At 65.3% G+C, this 13,643-nt stretch carries 18 protein-coding genes and 2 pseudogenes; 6 read left to right on the top strand and 14 right to left on the bottom strand.

Translation table 11 applies throughout. The annotated features are described in order from the left end of the window. Positions 1-200: pseudogene (locus FNH05_RS38770) on the top strand (FAD-binding protein); the annotation flags it as partial. Positions 201-619: 419 nt separating this feature from the next. Here FNH05_RS38770 and FNH05_RS39950 read toward each other — a convergent pair. From FNH05_RS39950 to FNH05_RS01880, 14 genes and pseudogenes are all read right to left on the bottom strand, one after another. Beyond that, positions 620-904 (bottom strand): helix-turn-helix domain-containing protein, encoded by a 285-nt coding sequence (locus tag FNH05_RS39950; protein WP_144585281.1) that lies wholly within the window; start codon positions 902-904, stop codon positions 620-622. Between the two features lie 834 nt (positions 905-1,738). After that, a complete protein-coding gene (locus FNH05_RS01825) occupies positions 1,739-2,719 on the bottom strand; it encodes a zinc-dependent alcohol dehydrogenase (RefSeq protein WP_186382324.1) in 981 nt (326 codons plus the stop codon). Further along, the gene (locus FNH05_RS01830) at positions 2,716-3,390 is read right to left on the bottom strand and encodes an HAD family hydrolase (RefSeq protein ID WP_144585287.1); all 675 of its coding nucleotides are present in this window, start codon (positions 3,388-3,390) and stop codon (positions 2,716-2,718) included. The genes FNH05_RS01825 and FNH05_RS01830 overlap by 4 nt, the downstream gene beginning before the upstream one ends. An 18-nt stretch (positions 3,391-3,408) precedes the next feature. After that, entirely contained in the window at positions 3,409-4,803 is a 1,395-nt protein-coding gene (gene tyrS / locus FNH05_RS01835; RefSeq protein ID WP_144585290.1) for a tyrosine--tRNA ligase, read from the bottom strand. 100 nt (positions 4,804-4,903) lie between these two features. After that, positions 4,904-5,935 carry a nucleotidyl transferase family protein gene (locus tag FNH05_RS01840; protein WP_144585293.1) on the bottom strand — a complete coding sequence of 344 codons (1,032 nt, stop codon included), beginning with the start codon at positions 5,933-5,935 and terminating at the stop codon, positions 4,904-4,906. Further along, entirely contained in the window at positions 5,932-6,738 is an 807-nt protein-coding gene (locus FNH05_RS01845) for a glycosyltransferase family 2 protein (protein ID WP_144585296.1), read from the bottom strand. The genes FNH05_RS01840 and FNH05_RS01845 overlap by 4 nt, the downstream gene beginning before the upstream one ends. Then, a complete protein-coding gene (locus FNH05_RS01850) occupies positions 6,735-7,799 on the bottom strand; it encodes a glycosyltransferase family protein (protein ID WP_144585299.1) in 1,065 nt (354 codons plus the stop codon). Before FNH05_RS01850 ends, FNH05_RS01845 begins: the two co-directional genes overlap by 4 nt. Beyond that, entirely contained in the window at positions 7,796-8,479 is a 684-nt protein-coding gene (locus FNH05_RS01855; RefSeq protein ID WP_144585302.1) for a class I SAM-dependent methyltransferase, read from the bottom strand. Before FNH05_RS01855 ends, FNH05_RS01850 begins: the two co-directional genes overlap by 4 nt. Further along, positions 8,472-8,684, bottom strand: a complete 213-nt coding sequence (locus FNH05_RS39695; RefSeq protein WP_144585305.1) for a hypothetical protein — start codon at positions 8,682-8,684, stop codon at positions 8,472-8,474. Before FNH05_RS39695 ends, FNH05_RS01855 begins: the two co-directional genes overlap by 8 nt. Before the next feature lie 61 nt (positions 8,685-8,745). Further along, positions 8,746-9,594 (bottom strand): annotated as a pseudogene (locus FNH05_RS39955) (hypothetical protein); the annotation flags it as partial. 278 nt (positions 9,595-9,872) lie between these two features. Beyond that, the gene (locus FNH05_RS01870) at positions 9,873-10,193 is read right to left on the bottom strand and encodes a winged helix-turn-helix domain-containing protein (protein WP_144585307.1); all 321 of its coding nucleotides are present in this window, start codon (positions 10,191-10,193) and stop codon (positions 9,873-9,875) included. 85 nt (positions 10,194-10,278) lie between these two features. Then, positions 10,279-10,632, bottom strand: a complete 354-nt coding sequence (locus FNH05_RS01875; RefSeq protein ID WP_144585309.1) for a hypothetical protein — start codon at positions 10,630-10,632, stop codon at positions 10,279-10,281. Next, complete coding sequence (locus tag FNH05_RS37745; protein WP_186382325.1) at positions 10,629-10,766, bottom strand: hypothetical protein; 138 nt, start codon at positions 10,764-10,766, stop codon at positions 10,629-10,631. Before FNH05_RS37745 ends, FNH05_RS01875 begins: the two co-directional genes overlap by 4 nt. Continuing rightward, positions 10,763-11,023 carry a hypothetical protein gene (locus FNH05_RS01880; RefSeq protein WP_144585312.1) on the bottom strand — a complete coding sequence of 87 codons (261 nt, stop codon included), beginning with the start codon at positions 11,021-11,023 and terminating at the stop codon, positions 10,763-10,765. Before FNH05_RS01880 ends, FNH05_RS37745 begins: the two co-directional genes overlap by 4 nt. A 276-nt stretch (positions 11,024-11,299) precedes the next feature. On the opposite strand from FNH05_RS01880, the gene FNH05_RS01885 reads away from it, so the two are divergent. The 5 genes from FNH05_RS01885 (at position 11,300) to FNH05_RS01900 (ending at position 13,572) form a co-directional block, all read left to right on the top strand. Beyond that, the gene (locus FNH05_RS01885) at positions 11,300-12,139 is read left to right on the top strand and encodes a helix-turn-helix domain-containing protein (protein WP_144585315.1); all 840 of its coding nucleotides are present in this window, start codon (positions 11,300-11,302) and stop codon (positions 12,137-12,139) included. Continuing rightward, positions 12,136-12,504: a DUF397 domain-containing protein gene (locus FNH05_RS39865; protein WP_144585317.1), complete on the top strand. Its 369-nt coding sequence runs from the start codon at positions 12,136-12,138 to the stop codon at positions 12,502-12,504. The genes FNH05_RS01885 and FNH05_RS39865 overlap by 4 nt, the downstream gene beginning before the upstream one ends. 348 nt (positions 12,505-12,852) lie before the next feature. Then, positions 12,853-13,041, top strand: coding sequence for a lasso RiPP family leader peptide-containing protein (locus tag FNH05_RS01895; RefSeq protein ID WP_144585320.1), 189 nt, complete (start codon positions 12,853-12,855; stop codon positions 13,039-13,041). 7 nt (positions 13,042-13,048) lie between these two features. Then, positions 13,049-13,171, top strand: coding sequence for a hypothetical protein (locus tag FNH05_RS39700; RefSeq protein ID WP_281287589.1), 123 nt, complete (start codon positions 13,049-13,051; stop codon positions 13,169-13,171). Then, the gene (locus FNH05_RS01900) at positions 13,168-13,572 is read left to right on the top strand and encodes a GNAT family N-acetyltransferase (RefSeq protein WP_222426483.1); all 405 of its coding nucleotides are present in this window, start codon (positions 13,168-13,170) and stop codon (positions 13,570-13,572) included. Before FNH05_RS39700 ends, FNH05_RS01900 begins: the two co-directional genes overlap by 4 nt. Positions 13,573-13,643 lie beyond the last annotated feature (71 nt).

Genomic DNA, 13,643 nt, shown 5'->3' on the forward strand with positions numbered 1-13,643 from the left:
ACCCTCACGCCCTTGAGCGCCTGATCGCTGCCAACCGCAGTTGGTACGACAAGGTCCAGGCCCTCGGCGGCACCGCATACCCCACGGGCGCCATCGCCTTCACTCAGCATGACTGGCAGACCCACCACGGGACCTCACTCACCGGCACGCGTCGTCGCTACGACCCCCACGGCATCCTCGGACGAGGCCTCACACTGTGAGGCGCTCGGGCATGCCGCAGTCGAGGGCTGGATGGCGGTGGCCTGATTCACCGCCGAGGACCTCGGTGTTCTGGTCGGTCCCCACCGCGCCGACGACTCGAACGCCCGAGCCCGGGCCCTGGCTGATCCGCGCCGATCGTGTCATCGTCGACGATTTCGGGCTCCTGCCCGTCAGTGCGGACGCAGCCGAGAGCCTCTGTCGCCTGTTCGATGCCACCCCCGATTGGTGGACACTCGCTGTCAGTTCGAACTTGCACCCCTCCAAGCACCCAGACATCCGCGCGGGACTGAGTCTGGCGACGACACCGAAACGTCACAGGTTCGCACGCGCAGACCCCAGGTCCGTTGAAGCGTGTGGACGATAGGGCGTCGGTGTGACCGCAATAGATGCGGTCGCAGCGGGATGCGTTAGAGAGATCTTAGTTCTCACTTTCACTTAGTTCGGTGGACAGTCTTTCGCAAACTATCTTTACTAGTTCCTCTGGGTGTTGATTAACTAATTCTCTCAGTCGTTGCCGCTCAAGTTTGATCAGTAGTTCTTGGTATGGATAATAGTAGCAACTATTCGAAGGACTTCTTGAGTTTTCTATGTTGCTGATAGTTGCAGCAGTTGTCCCCAGCCTGCCGGCAACTTCTTCTCCTGTCGCTCCTAGTTTATCTCTGCGTTCCCTTAGAACTCGCCCAGCGTCTATCTTGACATGCATAGTTATTCCTAATTGTCGCTAACTCTGTCGTAGTTGTATCGAAGATGTTTGGGCTCTTGCTGGCGGGATATGGCGTCTCTTGAGGGATGCGAAAGCTCCACCTCGGTAGCCTCCGATGATCCATGGGCTCTAGTCGGCTCATTCGACGAAGTCGAGAATAGGCTCAGTGTGGACGTTTTGCAAGGTGTGACTTCGATAGCGATCGGGTCGAATCAAAGCGGTCGGCGAACTAGATGAGGCCCTCGAAAGCCCAGGGGTATGTTGAAGGCGGTGAGTATTGGGTCGAGGTTGTTGAACAGGTCGACCAGCCGATTGGAGTGCAGCGTCTTCGACCGGATGCTGGCCGGGGTGAGCACGTGGCTGAAGAGGTAGGCCGAGGCGCGAGGGCTGACTCGCTTGATTTTGGAGAGGTTATCCCGGAGTGACCGATCGGCACCCGGCCATCATGTGGACCAACTCCGGCGTCTGATTGACGAAGCAGTCGCCGACCACGTCACCCTGCCAAGTTCTTCCCAAGTCGGCTGGCGCAAGTCCTGGCCTTGACAGCCCGTTCTCGTTTCTGACGCTGCTCGACCCCATTCCCGACTTCGCCTATGCGGAAGGTCCTGGCGGAGCCCCACACCGCGACCCCAGCGCCATGACGCCGAGGCCACGCGTTGTGGTTCCAGGGCGGGCACGGTCAACTCGGCTGGAAGATGACGGTCGGGCGAGTCACCGTCGCTATCCTGCCCGCTGAGGTCGACCTTCGGGTCGGCCCCGCCCGCCCTGGACATCGTTCTTACGACGGCGATGGCCTACTACGCCAGCCGGATCGGTGTGATAGCCGACGGTGCATCAGGCCCGGATGGTAAGGACCTGTCGGACCGAGTGCATCCCACCGCCATCGAGCACTGCAGGTAGATTCGAGAACTCGCCAGCATCGGAGACAAGGTATGCGACCTGATCGGTATGACTGCGCAGCAGGCCCAGGGCAAGTGCGAAGTCGTCGTGTTGTCTGCGACAGTAGGAGAATGAACCGATCAGGCGGATTGATCGGCGAAAGAGATCACGCAGCGGGACCGGAAGCCTGACGCCGGGGTGGTAAGCGTTTTGGACGATGACGGTGCCGCCATCACTTACGAGTCGCAGCGCGAGGTCGAGTGGTGCTGGGTCGGTCCCGGTAGCCGCGTCCACCACCAGGGCGAAGGTCCTTTCCGGGTGCAGTGTGGCTGGCGATCGGAACGCTGCTGGCACCGCTGTGGTCACGGTTTCATGGGGCGCGCGGCCGTCACGGTATACGACGGTGACATCCCAGCCCTGTTCGTGGGCGTAGAGGGCCGTGAGCAAGCCGACTGTGCCTGCGCCGATGACGGCCAGCCGTCCCGGCTCACCAACCGGGTGGCAGCGAAGGCCGTGGATGGCGACTGCGGCAGGGTCGGTAAGGGTGGCGTGGAGTGGATCAACGCCGTCCGGCACGGGGTGCACGTTTCCCTCGCGAACGACCATCTGCTCGGCGCATCCACCGGGTAGGTCCCAGCCGATTCGACGTAGCGCGCCACAGAGATGGGTGTTCCCTGTTGCGCAGTTCGGACAAACGTTGCATGACACGAGCGGGTCGACGGCGACGGTTCTGCCGGTCGGATCGGTGCCGACGATCTCGTGCCCAGGCCGCCACAGCTTGGGTAGGGCGAAGCTGGCGGGATGTAGCAGTTTGGGGCGATCGCTGCCGCAGATGCCGATGTGGCTGACGCGGACCAAGGTCTCGTCCGCACCCGGCGGGGCCGGTGCTACCTCATGCAGGCCCAAGACGTTGTTTCTGACTTCCCACGCTTTCATGCTCGCTCCGCGAGGTAGGCAGGCACATTTTCCACGGCGTCCAGGATCGGGCCGGGCCATTCGGTGTGGTTGAAGGCCAGGGCGTCGGAGGGACCTCGTCGGTGGACGGCGATGACGGCGCCCATGCCCGCCGTCCTCGCGCCGCGCAGCTCGTCACCCCCTCCGTCACCGACGTACAACGTCCGGTGTGGGAGCACGCGCAGTTCGTCGCAGATCTCACGGTAGAGCCGCTGCTCGGGTTTGACCGCCCCAGCCGTGCAACTGAACACCGCCGCATCCACCAGCGCGGCTAAAGGACTGTTCGGCCAGGCAGCGACGATTTCGGCACTGGCGTCGCTGAGGATGCCGAGCCTTAGTCTCTTGCTGCGCAGGGACTTCAAGGCGTAGACCACCGACGGGGCGGGTACAAGGCGTGCCCGCCCGAGGGCACACAGTTCGTCGGCGACCGGCCCGACCGCCGTGCCCGGCCCGTCGACGGCGCGAACCAGGTGCATGGCGAGGTCGGCGAGCGTCGGCAAGGCGCCGTCATGACGAACGCGCCAGGTGCCGCGGAAGTAGCGTTCAACCGTCGTGGCACTGCGGCCCATCAGGGCCGCTAGCCGTGATGCAGCTCGGGTGCGTTCGTCTGGTGTAGGAGCGCTGACAAGGGTGCCGAACAGGTCGAGGACCACGGCCTCCACGGTCAGCGATCAGGTGGTCGTGATGCGGGCGAGCTTGCGGCCCACCTTGAGGTAGAGCTCGCCACTCTTTGTGTCGAGCTTGTCCTTGACCACGGCTTCCAGCGGTTTGCGAGCGTCGTCGGCGCTCAACGTCACCTGCTCTTGGTCGCCTTCAGACTCAATCACCAGGCGAAGGCCGTTCTGCTGGGCGACGCGCCGGACATCGCCATTGCTCTTGGCGAAGCCCAGAGCCTTGACCACTTCGGCCACCGGCTGACTCAGGTCGGTGATCGTGGGCAGGTCTTCGACCTCGCTGAAGGCGCGCTTGGAGAAGCGGGCCACAAACTCCTCACGAGCCTTCATGGCCGCGTCGACGCCGTGGATGGCAGCGGTGACCTCGCCTGCCAGGATCTTCTTCAGGTCCATCGGGTGCAGCGAGCCGTCCTTGACCCGCTCGCTGGTGATGGCCAGTTCGGAGTCCAGCCACTCTGACAAGGCTCGGAAGTAGGGCTCGAGCAGCCGGTCGGGTACCGACATGATCTTGCCGAAGATCTCGCCGGGTGGGGCGGTCAGCGGCACGTAGTTGCCCTTGGACTTGCTCATCTTGGCCCCGGTGCCGTCCGTGCCCTCGATCAGTGAGGTGGCGACCACGAGTTCGGAGGTCTGGCCGCAGATGTCCATGACCTTGCGGCACATCTGCATGTTGAGGAACTGGTCGATTCCGCCGACTTCGAGGTCGCAGTTGGTCTCTACCGAGTCGAGCGCCATCACGACCGAGTACATCAGCTCGGCTAGCGACAGGCCCTGCCCGGCCTCAAGGCGCTTGCGGAAGTCCTCGCGTTGCAGCGGCATCGACACCGGGATCTGCGCGGTGATCTCGATGATCTTCGGCAGGGTGATCTGCCGCAGCCAGTCGCCGTTGTGCCGGAACTGGGCACGCTCGAAGTCGAAGAACGGGGTGACCTGCTGGCGGTAGGTGGCGAGGTTGCGGGCGATGTCATCGTCGGTCAGCGCCGGGCGTTCGTCGGAGCGGCCGGACGGGTCACCGATCTTGGCGGTCATGTCGCCAACGATGAACACGACCTGGTGGCCCATACGTTGGAAGCGGCTGAGGATGAGCATGGGCACCGTGTGCCCTAGGTGGACCTCGGCGCCGGTCGGATCGATGCCGAATTTGGCGATAAAGCGCCGGCCCTTCACCTCGGCCGCGGTGATCCGCTCGGCCAGCGCGTCAGCGGAGGGCTGTAGCTCCTGCGAGCGGGCGGCGATCAGGGCGGCCTGTTCGGCCGGAGGTAGGTCCGACAGGTCCAGGCTGCGACGCTGCGTGGTTTCGGTCAGCAGCTCCCGCACAGTGGTGTCGGCCGCGAGGTCCGCGCCCCTGAGCAGGGCGGTGGCGCGGTCGACGGACTGGCTCAGTCGGGTCATCAAAGCTCTCCGGATTCGGGTGGCGCGCGCGACATGACGTGACTTGACAAGGCATGGACGTAACGATGGTAGCGGGGCGCGGTGAGCCGATTCCTCCTGGTCAACATGGCCACAGCCTGATCAGGTCGATCACCTGGTCGGCGAACTCGCGCACCGCACGCTGCCAGGCCGGACCGGCTTCCCAGCACTGCGCGTGCAGTTGTCGCAGGCGGTCGGCGTCGTAACGAGGCATCTGGCACATGAGCTGATAGGTCGCCGACTCCTCGGGAATGGGCGGCTCGGCGGCGAGTAGACGATGGACCGCGTCCAGCGGGGTGGTCACGTCGAGGGCGGAGCCGGGGATGCTCTTGCTGAACTTGGGGTGGCCGCCGAAACCCCGGACCATCCGGGTGTAGGTGGCTGTCAGCGCGAACTCCGACCGCAACGGCACGTGCTCATCCAAGCGCGCCCGTGCCTGCTGAGCGAAGCGGACGTAGCGGTGCTCATCCACACCAAGCATCACCAGCACGGCGTCGTGGTCCTGGCCCAGAGCGAGGAAGTCGGCAGCCATCAGCGACAGCGAGAGGGCACGACGGAAGGTCATGGTCGAGTCAACGAGCCCGTGCTCGGCGTAATAACCGTGGTTGTCTTCCTCGGCGGCGTCGAAGTCAGCCTGCTCGACGTATCGGCCGAGCAGGTACATCGCCTCCAGCGCGGGCAGGTAGGCCTCCTGGGAGCGCACAGTTCCGACGTGGTCGTCGAAGCCGAGCCGCAACGTGTACTCCCGGAACCGCTCGGCCAGTTCGTGCACCTCGGCGTAAGGCCGGGCCTTGCCGTTGTAGGCGTCAAGGTCACCAAGCACGATCTGGCAGCGCTCGCCCCCGCGCTGAAGTTCGATCATCTTGAGGATGTGGGACACCGTGGCCAGGTGCGGCACCCCGGACATGCCGAACCCAGTGGTCACGACGCGCCGCTGCGGAGCGGCGTTCAGGTACTGGTCGGCATGGTGATGGCACAGATAGCGAGCGTTGAGAGTGTCGGCATCGAGCCCGGCCACGCCGAAGTCGAATCGGCGCAGGTCGAACGAGGTGTAGCCGAACTCGGCGAGTACCTGCTGGTAGTAGGACTCGGAGAACAGAACGGCTTCGGTCACCGGGAAGATCCCTCCTGGATGGTGGCGCACCCGGCCTGGTCGCGTTGGCGCTGGGCGTCGTCGCGGAACTCGGTTGCCCGGCTGCGGTATAGCGCGCCGAGGTCGACAAGCTGCCCGGTGTCTGCCCACGTCGGCGGACGTGTGGACAGTTGATCGAGGCGAGCAGCCAGGTCCGTACAGATGCCGGCCATGTAGTCGAAGAAGGCACCGGGTGTGCGCCGGTCGGTCATGCTCGCCTCGTGGACCCGGTAGCGGGTCAACGGCTCGGGCAGGCGGATGCCGTGGCTGAGGTCGGCCAGCACGTGGAAGAACAATTCGTTGGTCATCGGCAGCAGGTCGCGCGCCGCAGTGGTGCGTACCACTAGTGTGCTGGTGGACCCACCCGGATGGGTACCTTCACCGAACGACTTGCCCTTGGCATCGACCACGTACTCTCCGTGTTGAATTAGCAGCCGAGCCGGGTCGGTCAGATAAGGGGCCAGCGTTCGCAGCTTGTCCGGCGTGAAAGCGTCATCGGCGTCGAGCGGGGCGAGCCAGTCGCCGGAGGCTTCGCGGACGGCGCGGGTGAGCGTGGCGGGGAATCCCTCGTGACCTCTACGGACCACGCGGACGTCGTGAAACTGCCGATACACCTGGTGGCTCTGATCGGTGGAGCCGTCATCGATGACCACGACTTCGGCCAGTCGGTAGTCACCCGGCACCTGACCAGTCGCGCTGGCCAGGGCCTCGCCGACGTAACGCCCATAGTTGTGGTTCAACACCACAATCGACACCGAGGGCGGCCGGTTCGACGGCTGTGTCATCGGTTGCCCTCGTACAACTCGCGATATACGGCGATGACGTCGGCGTGCTCGCGACGGCGGTAATCGACGAACTTCTCGGCGTCGTGGGCGTGCCAGCCGTCCTGGATCGCCGTGTGCGCGGTCCGCATCGCATCGAGCAGACGGGCACCGTGATCGAACGGGGCGTTGTCCGGCCAGTCGAACCACATCGGTTCCGGCGCGCGACCGCGGTGTAGCGCAATCTGATCAGGCAGGTAACCGGTTCGCGCAGCCACCGGCAGCACACCGAGGTCGAGGGCGTGTTCGAGTTGCCCGGAGTGGCTAGCCCACCGGTAGGGCAGCAGCAGGCAGTCGGCAGCAGCCACGGCCGTGTTCACCTCATCGTCTGTTGGGAAAGGCAGAACGTCCACTCGCAGCCGAGGGTCGGCGGCGTGCTCGCGAATGGCCCGCCAGACCTCACCATCGTCGGCCAGGCTGGCGCGAGACGGCGCGCGAAGCAGCAGATGCAGCGTGGTCGCTGCAAGGTGTCGAGCGAAGCGCCAGCAGGCCAGGACCAGCTCGATATCCCGGTTGCGGCGAAGTGAACCATAGATCAGAAACTGGGTAGGGCCATCCTCGCGCCGTCTCGAGCGCAGCGGCGTTCCCGGCACGGCCACATACCCGTGCGGAGCCACAGTTGTGCTAGCTGCGAACCGCCGGCGCGCAGCGGCCTCAGCAGCGGGTGTGAGACAGACAAACGGCACCCCGTGCTCCGCGAGCACGCGCAACCTGTGATGGTGTGTCGCCCGGTCCCCGAAGACCGGGCTGAGGTCGTGCGCGGTGTACACCACCCGCTTTCCCGCGCGGCGGCACTCTTCGAGCACGGTGCGCAGCCGCGGAATCGACTCGAAATCCGGATGGTGCAGGTGCACTACGTCCAGCCAATCCCACGGCCGGTGCTCCAACAGCCAGGTCAGTGTGGCGTCGCGTGGTACCGCGAGTCCATTCACTGTAGTTTCGTTGAGGATCTGGATGTTTCCGTCGCGCAGTTTGCGCGCGTACGGGGTTCGGGCTGGGACGTGAAGTACGCGGATCGCCGTCACCGGTGCTCTCCGCGCCGTGTCACCACAACAAGCTGCGTTGTCAGCCCGCCCCCGCCATCGTCGCTGCGGGTCAGCTCGAACCGCTCTATCGCCACCGGGAAGCTCGCCACGAAGGCACGGAACTCGGCTTGCGTCCACTCCCGGACGTGGGCCGGGTTGAACGGCGGTCCCACGTGCGCGGCTCCCGCACGCTTGTCCCGGGCCGGCGTGGACAGCACCGCACAGGCCGCGCCGCGATCGAGCAACCAGCAGATCAGGCGCATCGCCGGGCGTGGGTCGGTCAGATGTTCCAGCACGTCCGAACACACCACCACCGACCGGGCAATGACCTCGGGCGCCAGCGGCAGTGCCGTCGCCGCCTCCAGATCCGCGTCCAGCCAAAGCCCGAACGGAAGGCGCTCACGGCACCAGTCGATGTTGGAGCCGAAGTCGACACCGATGATGTCGAGATCCGGGCTCTGCTCGCGCAAGGCCGCCAGCTTGCCCGCCCGTCCGCACCCCAGGTCGATGATCGCCGTGCGGTGGTGTTTGCGGGCCAGCGACAACACCTCCGGATATACGTCCGGTTGCCAGATGATCCCCGAGGCGTCGGTGTCCGCGAAGTACTCAGGCGGGACACGCTGGGTGTAGCCGCGGGTGAGAAAGTGCAGTTCCGGGTCGAAGTCCACGCGCTCAGGCACCCCTCTCGGCCGTGCGCGCGGCCGGGCGGCTCGCCAGTGCGGCGCCACTGCGCAACACGTCCTCGGCCGTCACCACGCCCTGAGCCAACGACGTGGTGATGCCGCTGAGCACGAGCAGGTGGGCGGCGTTGATCGCGACGAGCGCACGATGGTTGGTCCAGACCGCCGCCGGCCAGCAGTTCGCCAGTGCGCTCGATCGCTTCATCGGCCCCGCGCGGCGTCGGCACGTCGCGAGGAAGACCCGTGGTCAGGCTGTCAGCTGGTTCAGCCTCGACGGGGCCAACCACACCGTTCCGCACTCGACACCATCGCAACTCGCCGGCAAGGCCGATCTCGTCCAGGTAGTAGCCGCTGGGCAGGCGTGTGCTCAACACGTCGATGTGACGCATGCCGAAGCGGCTCAGCACGTGTGCCGCTACTTCAACACGCGGATGGGACAGGCCGAACACTGTGACATCGCCTCGTACTGGGCTCGCCAGCGGAGCCAGTCCGAAGGAGAACGGGTTCGGTGCGTGGAACCGCCCGCCGTACAGTTCGTCCAGGAGCGGAATCTCCGGCTCGATCGCTACGAAGGCGAACCCGGACTCGGCCAGAGCGGCGCGCACATCACCGGCCGTTCGGTGCTCTCGCAGCCCGAGGGCTCGCACCAGATCACGAGAGCCCAAGGCCGACGATGTAGCCGCTGAACCGACCTTGATCACACGTGCTCCGGCGGCGGCAGCCACGAGCGCGGCGGGCGTGGACACGTTCAGCGTTCGCACGCCCTTCTTGCCGCTGCCCGCCAACATCAGCACTGGTCGGTCACCGCCACTGATCACCTCCGTGGGCGCCAGAGCATCCACGGAAAGCGCACCTCGCAACAAACCCTCCACCTCGTCGGCCACAGGACCACGCGTCATCGCGGCCGTCATCAGCGACCCCAGCACCACATCCCGCGTTGGCGCGGCCAGCGCCACGGTAGCCAGGAAAGCATCGGAGAGCGCTGCCGAGGTCAAGTGATCACCTACGGCGATCCTGGTCAGCACCGCGCGAATGGCCGTGGGCAAATCGCCGGAACGGGACGACGTGGCGACCTGCCGGATGGCGGCCGAGCCTTGCGCTGCCCCCGCTGTCATTGGCCGTCTCCGGATTTCGTCGATCTCTCCCACCGATCCACGAGCATTTTCCCCGGTTACACCCGGATCGCATGTCACCTCTTGTGTTGATCGCGTCACTACTACGACCCTATTGGCCGCCGCATTGTTTTTTCGGTTACTTCAGCCGGGTTACACGAACGGAGCAGTCACGTGCCGCCAACGGTTGCGATCGGTAGCAGTCACCCGTGTAGCTATGCTCCAAACAGGCTGTCCGACTGCTTCGACCGGTCCCTGTTTCAGCGAGTGGAATCGTTGATCTAGGAGCCCGGAGGTAGCGTGGGTGTCGAGTCGCCCGGTCGCGCCACGACGAAGGTGCCTTTGCTTCGAAGTGTCGCCACGATCCCGCGCTGCCGAAGCAGTCTAGTGGCTTTGCGGGCGGTACCTACTGATACTCCGTACTGGCGGGCCAGATCCATTTCCCCCGGGAGCCTGCTGTGGATGGCCAGGTCACCGGAGGTGACCTGCCTGGCCAGGAGATCGGCGAACTGGTTATACAGGTAATCCAGGTCGCTGGGGATAAATCGATTGCCCGGGGCTGGATTGTCCGTTGGACTGGCTTGAGGTTCGTCGACGTGCATCGATCATTCTCCTTTTTGGACATGATGGTGAGACAGAGTCGCTGGGGACGCCGGGTAGAGCTCTACATTCGGAACTACAGTGGGGTTAACCGGTTGGCCATGCCCGATTGCCCAGGTCATCAGCGGAGGCGTACGGCGCAAAATCCGACGATGTGGCGGTGATCAGCCAGTTCAGGGCGTTGATGGCATGGCCTCGGCGATGCTCGACGACGGGGCCGTGTTGAGCGGGTCGCTGATAGTCGAAGCTGGCTTCGACGCGGGCAGCCTGGGCGAAGCCGCTTGCGCGGAGCGCGAGGTATTCCACATACCCGGAGCGCACCCGCCACAGGCGGGTGCCGACCAGGGCCCCGCCGTCGGCCACATCGGGTAAGGGGCGGAACCCCTCGGCGTGCAGGCGTCGACCCAGCTCACGCGCGGCTCGCGGCGACAGCGGATTCACGCCTGCCCCTCCTGTCGGGCACAGTGCTCGGCGATCCGGCCATCGACACGCGCGCGGTACAGCGCGGCCACCAACCGGCTAAGGAACACCATGGCTGCGATGACCACTGCAACGACCTGCGCGGCGAGGCTCATGCGCTGTTCCGCAGGGTCGGCACGGTGTATTGGTGCTGCTCTCGTGTGGCGGGCTCTTCCAGGGCGAGCAGGGCATCTCGCAGGGCGGCGCGCAGGCGACCGGCCTGCAGCGGCTCCAGGACGGCGACCTCGCCTGGCGGAATGATCAGCGCCACTCGGTCGTCGTCGGTGGGCAGGATGAGGATCTCCCGGCGCCGACTGGCGACATCTCGGCAGGTCGCCAGCCATTGGTCGGGTTTGCGTCGCGTTCGCCTCATGATTGCTCTCCACGTGCCGCACCGACCCGTGATGCGAATCGGTTGGTGGGTCCGGCGGAGCCAAGCCGGGTCGGGGTCTGGCCTGGCTCCACCGGAGCTAGGGGGACTGGCGATCGGTGATCGCCAGGAGGGCTACCGTGTGTCCTTCAGCACAGCAACCATGCTAGGCATAATGCCTGGCATTATGCCTAGCATGGAAGTGCTCCAAACGGGTGATCATGCGAGTCGCCAGCCGCGACCGCTGTGCATGGGGATCGAGGAAGGGGAGGACACACGATGCGACCGACGGTGCGCAGTCGTCGTCTCGGTAGCCGTCTGGGCACCTACAGGCAGCAGAGCGGCCTGTCCGGCACCGAATTGGCCGCCAAGATCGGCATCCACCAGGGAACCTGGTCGAAGATCGAGTCAGGTAAGGCCAAGGTGTCCCCCAACGTTCTCGTCCGTACCGCGCAGGCGCTGAACATTCCCGCTGAGGTGGCTGCCCAGTTGGAGGCGTTACGCCGAAAGGCCGACGAACCGGGCTGGTGGCAGGACTATGGCGACATCCTGTCCGAAGCCGTCCAGATGCTCATCGAACTGGAGACCGATGCCTCCTGGATACGTACTTACGAAGGCGAGGTCATCCCGGGCCTGCTCCAGACCCGTGACTACGCCGAGCGGGGCATCACCGCGGTCTCGCCTCACATTCGCGTGGCCGACGTCGACCGTTACCTCGAACTGCGGATGCGCCGCCAGAAACGCATCCTCGAGGGACTGCGCCTCACTGCCGTCGTCGGCGAAGCCGCCATCCGTCAACAGGTAGGCGGCCCCGGCATCCTGCGCGAGCAGCTACAACACATCACCCGCATGGTCCGCGAACGCGATGTCACCGTGCAGGTCGTACCGTTCACTGCCGACGCGCACGCCGCGCTCGGTGACTCGTTCGTGATCATCCAATGGCCCGACGAGACCGATCCCGAAGCCGTCTACGTTGATGGAGTGACATCCTGGACAGTGCACGAACGCGGCGGGGTCATCCGCAGCTACCTACACGCGTTCGGCTCCGTGCAAAGCCAGGCACTGGCCCCACGAGAATCACTGGACCTCATCCACGACGTGATCAAGGACCTACGATGAACACCGACTCCCCGACGGCACCCGCCGACCCCATCTGGCGCAAGAGCAGCTACAGCACCGGTACCGGCAACTGCGTGGAAGTCGCCCCCACAGCCGATGGCGTGATCATCCGGCACAGCAAACACCCCGACGCCGGCACGATCACCTTCTCCTACCCTGCGTGGGCAGCGTTCGTCCGCGACGCATCCAATGGCGACCCCACCAGCGCAAACGGGGTCGCCAGCATCGCCAAGATCGGCACAGACACCGTGGTCGGGTCCCTCACCGCGGAGGTTGAACTTCGCTTCGACGAAGGCGAGTGGTCCGCCTTCCTCGCGGGAGCTGCCGACGCTGAGTTCGACTTCGGCGTCCAGGTCGCCGCCTGATCAGGACCGGGGGAGGCAACCCGACGCCGTTGCGGCAACGGCCTATCAGCGTGCTGCTAGGCCTGGCGTCCGGCAACGCCCGTGTTCTTGGGCGGACGACAGTGGAATCAGCCTCCCGCCGGCGCCTTGGTTTCGCCACTACTGCAATACCATTGTCGGACGCGCTACCCGGGCCGTCTCGACGGTCTCGTTGCTGGTCTCGCTCGCGGTCTCGGCATGATGCCGCTTGAGAGCGCGGTCGAGTAACTTGGCCGGCCACCAATAGCAGCGCTAGCGGTGGGCAGGCCGCCACCGCAACGGCCGAGAGCGCTCACTTACGCCGGTGATCAAGGCCCGGCATGATCTCGGATGGGTGAGCGCACGGGAAAGGGAAGCCGTATCGGACGGCATCGAGACCGGAACCGGCTGGGCACCGACGAAGGTGCGCTGCAGTACGAGACGCCGACGGTGATCGAACTGGGTGGCGTGGTGGAGTTGACCAATGGCAGCGGGGAGGACGAAGCCCGTCGCCGTCAGCGGCGAATTCAGCACCACTGATCACAACGTGTCCGTCGGCCCCGACTGGGACATCCTCATCGTCGGCCGCAGCGTCGCCGACGTGGTCGACCCTGCCACCACAGCCGCCCGCATCGTCGAACTCGCTCACCGTACCGATAGGTTCCCGTGAACGTCCGCCCCCTGCACCAAGACGACATCCCCGCCATCCTGGACCTGATGGAACTCGGCGCACCCTACGTCCGTACCCGCGCCGCCTCCGACTACTGGCTCTACGCCCACCTCTTCTCCACCACCTGCCCCGTTGCCGTGGACGAGGGCCAGCTCGCCGGCCCATCATCGCGTTCCGCAGCCAAGACCACCCCGACGACCGCTACGTTCAAGACGTCATCACCCATGCTGACCACCGACGCCGCGGCGCGGCATCTCCACCGCCCTGCTGAACTCCGTCCGCGAGGCGGGCAGCGCCTCGGCTGCCATCGCCTCTACCTCACCTCCGAACCCGAGAACACCGCCGCACATCACACGTGGACTAGCCGAGGGATCACCAACGTCCCCGGCGACCAGCCGTGAACGGCATCGACGTCGTCTCCGACTACAAAGGCCCCGGCAAACACCGCGCCGTGTACGAGCTGCACCTGCCC

The sequence above is a fragment of the Amycolatopsis rhizosphaerae genome (assembly GCF_007713715.1).
Lineage (GTDB): Bacteria > Actinomycetota > Actinomycetes > Mycobacteriales > Pseudonocardiaceae > Amycolatopsis_E > Amycolatopsis_E rhizosphaerae.

Bases quoted from the DNA above. Each gene is read 5' to 3' on its own strand.
- FNH05_RS39950 (WP_144585281.1), bottom strand. From the start codon at position 904: ATGCATGTCAAGATAGACGCTGGGCGAGTTCTAAGGGAACGCAGAGAT.
- FNH05_RS01825 (WP_186382324.1), bottom strand. From the start codon at position 2,719: ATGAAAGCGTGGGAAGTCAGAAACAACGTCTTGGGCCTGCATGAGGTA.
- tyrS (WP_144585290.1), bottom strand. From the start codon at position 4,803: ATGACCCGACTGAGCCAGTCCGTCGACCGCGCCACCGCCCTGCTCAGG.
- FNH05_RS01845 (WP_144585296.1), bottom strand. From the start codon at position 6,738: ATGACACAGCCGTCGAACCGGCCGCCCTCGGTGTCGATTGTGGTGTTG.
- FNH05_RS39695 (WP_144585305.1), bottom strand. From the start codon at position 8,684: ATGAAGCGATCGAGCGCACTGGCGAACTGCTGGCCGGCGGCGGTCTGG.
- FNH05_RS01870 (WP_144585307.1), bottom strand. From the start codon at position 10,193: ATGCACGTCGACGAACCTCAAGCCAGTCCAACGGACAATCCAGCCCCG.
- FNH05_RS37745 (WP_186382325.1), bottom strand. From the start codon at position 10,766: ATGAGCCTCGCCGCGCAGGTCGTTGCAGTGGTCATCGCAGCCATGGTG.
- FNH05_RS01880 (WP_144585312.1), bottom strand. From the start codon at position 11,023: ATGAGGCGAACGCGACGCAAACCCGACCAATGGCTGGCGACCTGCCGA.
- FNH05_RS01885 (WP_144585315.1), top strand. From the start codon at position 11,300: ATGCGACCGACGGTGCGCAGTCGTCGTCTCGGTAGCCGTCTGGGCACC.
- FNH05_RS39865 (WP_144585317.1), top strand. From the start codon at position 12,136: ATGAACACCGACTCCCCGACGGCACCCGCCGACCCCATCTGGCGCAAG.
- FNH05_RS01895 (WP_144585320.1), top strand. From the start codon at position 12,853: ATGGGTGAGCGCACGGGAAAGGGAAGCCGTATCGGACGGCATCGAGAC.